The organism is Clostridium drakei, assembly GCF_000633595.2.
Taxonomy (GTDB): Bacteria; Bacillota; Clostridia; order Clostridiales; family Clostridiaceae; genus Clostridium_AM; species Clostridium_AM drakei.
Map to the genome: position 1 here is coordinate 211135 of NZ_JIBU02000004.1, position 6000 is coordinate 217134.

At 31.9% G+C, this 6000-nt stretch carries 5 protein-coding genes; 2 read left to right on the plus strand and 3 right to left on the minus strand.

Annotated features, from left to right (window positions below; translation table 11 throughout):
• Positions 1-85 precede the first annotated feature (85 nt).
• The 3 genes from EG57_RS0202775 to EG57_RS0202785 form a co-directional block, all read right to left on the minus strand.
• Positions 86-1858: an ATP-binding protein gene (locus EG57_RS0202775; RefSeq protein WP_242859794.1), complete on the minus strand. Its 1773-nt coding sequence runs from the start codon at positions 1856-1858 to the stop codon at positions 86-88.
• A gap of 52 nt (positions 1859-1910) precedes the next feature.
• Positions 1911-2609 (minus strand): response regulator transcription factor, encoded by a 699-nt coding sequence (locus tag EG57_RS0202780; protein ID WP_032075778.1) that lies wholly within the window; start codon positions 2607-2609, stop codon positions 1911-1913.
• Between the two features lie 674 nt (positions 2610-3283).
• Positions 3284-4177, minus strand: coding sequence for a LysR family transcriptional regulator (locus EG57_RS0202785; RefSeq protein ID WP_032075779.1), 894 nt, complete (start codon positions 4175-4177; stop codon positions 3284-3286).
• Positions 4178-4367: 190 nt separating this feature from the next.
• Here EG57_RS0202785 and EG57_RS0202790 point away from each other — a divergent pair, with 190 nt between their 5' ends.
• The gene (locus EG57_RS0202790) at positions 4368-5330 is read left to right on the plus strand and encodes an NmrA family NAD(P)-binding protein (protein ID WP_032075780.1); all 963 of its coding nucleotides are present in this window, start codon (positions 4368-4370) and stop codon (positions 5328-5330) included.
• 75 nt (positions 5331-5405) lie between these two features.
• Positions 5406-5849 (plus strand): DUF2798 domain-containing protein, encoded by a 444-nt coding sequence (locus EG57_RS0202795; protein WP_052037723.1) that lies wholly within the window; start codon positions 5406-5408, stop codon positions 5847-5849.
• Positions 5850-6000: the final 151 nt, after the last annotated feature.

The window sequence follows — 6000 nt, forward strand, 5'->3', positions numbered from 1 at the left end:
TGTCATAAAAAAGAAAGTTTATGTCAAAAAAAACTGGCCATAACCTTTAATAGGTTATAGCCAGTTAATAAAATATAATTCATATTTAGTTAATACTTGTCATTGATAATGTAAACGTAAATGTGCTTCCCTTTTCAGGTATACTATCTACAAAAATGCTTTCATTCAGCTGCTGAATAATCTCATAAGCTATAGCAAGACCCAATCCTGTTCCCTGAGATACCCGTGCTTTATCAGATTTGTAAAACCTTTCAAATACATGTGGCAAATCATCAGGATATATTCCCATGCCTGTATCAGCTACGGATATTTTTACAAAACTACCTTCTAGATGAGCATAAAGTGAAACACTACCTCCTGCCTTAGTATATTTTATAGCATTATCAAGAATGATAATAATCACCTGCTCAACTAAATCCATGTTACTCATTACAACAAGGTCTTCAGGCGGAAGTACAAAAGAGAATTTTATTCCTTTTTCATTAGCAAGTACAGAATATCGTTCTGCCACATTTGCCATAATTTCACCTATTGCAAACTCTTCATTATCTATGGAAATTGAATCTGTCTGTAGTCTCGATAAAGTAAGCAGATCATTTATTAGTCTTGAAAGTCTCATGGTCTCATGAAGCATATGATTATGATATCGTTTTTTTACTTCTTCATCTGTAACCATACCATCAATGATAGTTTCAAGTAATGCTCTTAGTGCAGATATGGGAGTTCGTAATTCGTGAGAAACATTTGCCACATATTCTCTTCTAGTTTGCTCCAATTTTTCCGATGCGGTTATATCCTGAAATAACCCTACAGCGCCAGCAATTTCATTCATTTCATTCTCTAAGGGGCATATGGTAACCCTTAGAATATTATGATTCCATTCTATATTTCTGGCTATTGCATATCCCTTTGAAAGAACAATATCAAAATCATCCCAGAGCTCCTTAACTGGCAAAATTTCAATACGCTCTTTCTCTCTTGATGTGTTGAAAATATCACAAATTGCCGGGTTAACATGTGTTATATTACCTTCAGGATCAGTTGCAATAATCCCTTCAGATAATCCATCAATAATTTGTTTCAGTCTGTTTCTTTCAATTTTCAAATCTGCTATTGTCTCAGATAGCTTGCTGGATAAATAATTTAATGATTGACCAAGTTCGCCGATTTCCCCTTTATAGGATTCATTCGCCTTTAATGTTAGATTTCCATGAGCCATTTCCATAGCAATACTCTGCATATCCTTAAGGGGATTAGTTATACGTTTAGCTACCTTATAAACAGGAAATATCATAAGTAAAAACACACCAAATACACTCAGCAATACTGATCCACTAAGTCCAAAAAATGCAGCTCTGAGTTCTTCTGGAGGTTTAGATAGAAAAACCGCCCCCGTAACAGTTCCTTTGTTCACTATAGGTTCTCCTACCAAAGTAAGTAGTTCTTCATTGGATTCAATATGCTTTCCTGACAAAATCAACGGTAGATATTTTTTAAATGTTTCATTAATTTCACTATCAAAACGTAATTTCTTATCCTTATTAATCTTTGCATCAGTATTCCCTTCAACTCTTATTTTTAAATTACCATTTTTATCGTAAATGTACAAAATATCGTTCCATAAAGAATAAGAACTCTTCAGTTTTTCTTCAAGTTCTCTATTTGATATGGCTTCGTTCTGATATGTGGCTATCATTTCTGATATTGCTTTAGTGCGCGGCTTTAGATCCTGTATCTGCATATCCTTGAACATATTATTAGTTATAAATAGGAATATTGGTATATTAATTATTATATATAAAACTATTGTTCCCACTACCAAGACAAGAATTTGACGAATAAGTATACTTTTTTTCAAGATAACTCTCCCTTATCAAACATATAATTATTATTTCTTATAAATCCATTTCTTATGTACTCTTTCCTTCAAACTTGTACCCTACTCCATAGATGCTTTTAATACTCCACTTCATGTTTTCGTAATATAGTTTCTGACGTATACGCTTTATTTGAGTGTCAACACTTCTTATATCTCCGAAAAAATCTGTATTCCATACATTCTGAATAATCTGCTCCCTGCTAAATACTTGTCCCGGATGTGATGCAATCATATATATTACTTCAACTTCTTTAGGTGTTAAGTGAATCAGATTACCGTTAATAAACACTTCATAGGTGGAAACATTTACTTCCAATCCATCATATCGCAAAATCGGACTATTTTCCTTCACCTTGGATGTCCTACGCCTTAACACTGCTTTTACACGAGCAACTACTTCCCGAGGGCTGAAAGGTTTTACGATGTAATCGTCAGCACCAATCTCAAGCCCTAAAATTTTATCTATTTCCTCACCTTTTGCAGTCAGCATTATTATAGGTACATCAGAGGTTTTTCTTAGCGCTCGACATACCTCAATACCATTAATTTTAGGCATCATAATATCAAGAATTAATAAATCAGGTTTTGTTTCAAGTGCTTTTTTAATTGCTTCTTCTCCATCATATGCAGATTCATATCTAAATCCCTCAGCCTTTAAATAGGCACTAATTGTTTCATGAACAACAAATTGATCATCACAAATGAGGATACATTTTAATTCATCCAACATAATCATCCCCCTATAATTATAAAGCATAACTTTATGCATAATTCACATACCTTAATTTTATTATCCCGGTTAGGAATCAAGTGATTGCTTTTGATTGCTTAAATACTTTTCTTTGGTAATTATAACATAAATATATCAATAGCTACAGCCATTCTCTTTTTCAGCTTTCTTAGTTCTTCATCCTCTGCTATCAAAATCGGGTATCCTCTAATACTTGTGAGGGCATTTTTATAATTATCCCGATTTACATAACAAACAAAACAACTCCTTTCTTGCTTTTACTGTATATGCTTTCATATGTTCCCTATTCTAGAATTCCAAAATTATTTATAATAACATTTATATTGACTATATTTCTTTATATAATGTAAACTTTTATTTATCATCAATTTTTGTTTATTGTAAATTAATAGTAAACTTTTATTTACTATTAACATTACTAACTTGCACACCATATTGTCAATACCATGGATTAATGTTTAAATATTGTTAACAGGAGATGATTTTTTTGAAATCTTGATGATGATGATTTGATATGCTTAGAGAATGCCTTAAATGATTTCTTTAAGGTTATCCACAAAATACCATAAAAATACAACAACCTGTATACTTTTGTTTTAGTTATTACAGGTTGTTGTTAAGATGTAATCAATAGAATTAATAATTTAAAACTGTTATTCTACTTTATGAATTTTATAGATTTGCTTTGTAATTGCAACAAATCCTTTTATCTCATTGCGTTCATTGCCCTTATGCCATGCAATTCCATAAGAAATTAAATCACTTATATCCATTGGAATGATGGATAGCTCAGGATCTTGCGGGCATACAAAGTTTGGCATCACCGCAATGCCAAGCTTTCCTTTAATCATTGTATAGCTGATGAGTGGTCCATCACCAAAATAAACAGTAGACGTCGGACATTTTATCTGGATATCCTTTTGTACACGTGCCATTTCGGAGGGACATTTCAAAGGGTCTAATAGAATCAGGGATTGATTTTGTAAGTCATCTATTTTAATGATAGTTTTGCAAGCTAATAGGTGGTCTTTAGGTAATACACAGACAAATTTTGCGGTAAAAAGTTCTGCATAACCAACATCCGATAAACCTTCAATACTTTCTTTCACAGTAAAAATCAAATCAAAGTTATGATTTGTAAATAGATTTCTTTTCTCTTTAAAATCAGCCATTTTTAAATAGATATGTACATGGGTAAATTTTTCTTTAAAGGTACTTAATATATTTGGAAGGTATTTTACTTCTACATTTCCTTCATAACCAATTGATATATTTGATTCAAATGACAGATAGCAGTGCCTTGCTTTTGCTATTGCGATATTTGTTCTTGTTAAAATTTCTTTTATGTCATTATAAAAAGAAACACCTGCTGGAGTAAGCTCTACTTTTCTCTTTGTTCTAATAAATAACTTTAATCTAAGTTCATCTTCTAGAGTATTAATCTGATGAGTAACAGTAGGTTGAGTGATATATAAAAGTTCTGCAGTTCTGGAAAAACTGAGAGTTTCAGCTAGATGAACGAAACATTCAAGTTGCTTAATATGCATGTAAACTGACCTCCTGTACTTATAAAAGTTTTCTATTAATAATAACATATTTCAATTGGAGTTCCAATCAGCGTGATGTTAACATATTAGCAAAGAGGGAGTTACTTGTAGTAACAATTTAAATTTAGCTAGCAACTTATTGTGTTATTCAATTAATACCTTTAATTAAAAATAAACGGAGGGAAAAAATATGCGTTATATTGTAACAGGAGCAGATGGACAACTAGGCGGAAGAGTGGCAACTAATATGTTGAATGAGGTATCAGGAGAACAATTAATTTTTACCTATCCAGACTTAAATCGTTTACGTAGGGAAAGGGAAGATCTTTGGAAGGAAAAAGGTGTTACGATTACAGAAGCAAATTATGACAACAAGGAACAAATGATAGAAGCCTTCAAAGGTGGAGACCGTCTTTATATGGTATCTGGTGTATTAATAGGACCAGAACGTGTTCAGCAACATAAAAATGTAATTGATGCTGCTATTTCAGCTGGTGTAAAACATATTACTTATACCTCATTCTTTGGTGCTAATAGAGGATATACACAATATGTATTACCAGATCATACAACAACAGAAGAATATTTAATTGCATCTGGTGTAGATTACAATATTATGAGAAACAACCTTTACTTAGAAAATTACTTACTTAATTCTGTTATGATGGCTAACTTAGATAACAATAGATGGGTTACTACAGCAGGAGAAGGAAAAGCAACATTTATTGCAAAAGATGATAGTGGCCGTGTTGCTACTGCATTGCTATTAGGTAAGGGAGAACACAATAAAGACTATGATGTAACAGGTCAATTAATCAGTCAGCATGAAATTTGTGATATGATTTCAAAACGATCTGGTATTAATTATGAATATATAACACTTAATGAAGAAGAATATTATGATTATTTAGATTCAATATATATTCCTCGTACTTCACATGGAAATTATTCAAAATCACCAGTGCCATGGTGTGCTAATGATATGGTAACAAATGAATCTGGTATTAGAGATGGTTTAATGGCAGTTGAAACAGATACTGTTGAAAAATTAACTGGCAGAAAGCCAATAGACCCTAAAGATTTATTAGAAAAGTATAGCTTTGTATGGAAAGAAAAAATAACTACTTATTGGAATTTAGGTAAAGTTCAATAATATTAGTGCTTAAAGTAAGTGAGAAAGTAAAACCTATCCTAAAAAATTGTAATAGATTTTGAAAGGAGCTTCTCCATGATTAATAAGAAGTATTTTGGTCTTGTAATGGGTATGTGGATGATGGCAGTTCTGGCGATAATTATGTCGGTAGTAGTTTTACTTTTAAATACTGGTACGTTGCCAATGATCCCCTTTATTATATCTACATTAGAAGCATTTTCTATTAACTTTATTTCTGGTCTCATTATACCAGCTAATAAATTTGGTGAAATATTTGCCCAAAAATGTGGTGCGAAGGAAAATAGCTTTATTTTTGCAGCATTAAGTAATCTTATAGTTACCGGAATTTATGTTACAATTGTAAGTTTTGGTATGACACTGATTAACGTTGGTTTTACTCCAGTGTTAATTCCTGCATGGTTTTCTATTTATCCAATAGTATTTGTTATTGGTTACATTATTGTACTAGCAGTTGGTCCTCTCGCATTTAAGCTTACCACACAAATCGTAGAACAGTAAAAAAGAGGCCTTTGGGCCTCGTTGTTGCTGTCGCTCTCTAAAAATAAGGCGGCAGCCTTTGGTTTTATCCTTTTTATTGATTTAATTTAAATTTTTTACAATTACATTCTGTGCGGTAGCATTAGAAATCTAGAAATTTTTATTTTTAAAT

Bases quoted from the DNA above. Each gene is read 5' to 3' on its own strand.
- EG57_RS0202780 (WP_032075778.1), bottom strand. From the start codon at position 2,609: ATGTTGGATGAATTAAAATGTATCCTCATTTGTGATGATCAATTTGTT.
- EG57_RS0202790 (WP_032075780.1), top strand. From the start codon at position 4,368: ATGCGTTATATTGTAACAGGAGCAGATGGACAACTAGGCGGAAGAGTG.
- EG57_RS0202785 (WP_032075779.1), bottom strand. From the start codon at position 4,177: ATGCATATTAAGCAACTTGAATGTTTCGTTCATCTAGCTGAAACTCTC.
- EG57_RS0202795 (WP_052037723.1), top strand. From the start codon at position 5,406: ATGATTAATAAGAAGTATTTTGGTCTTGTAATGGGTATGTGGATGATG.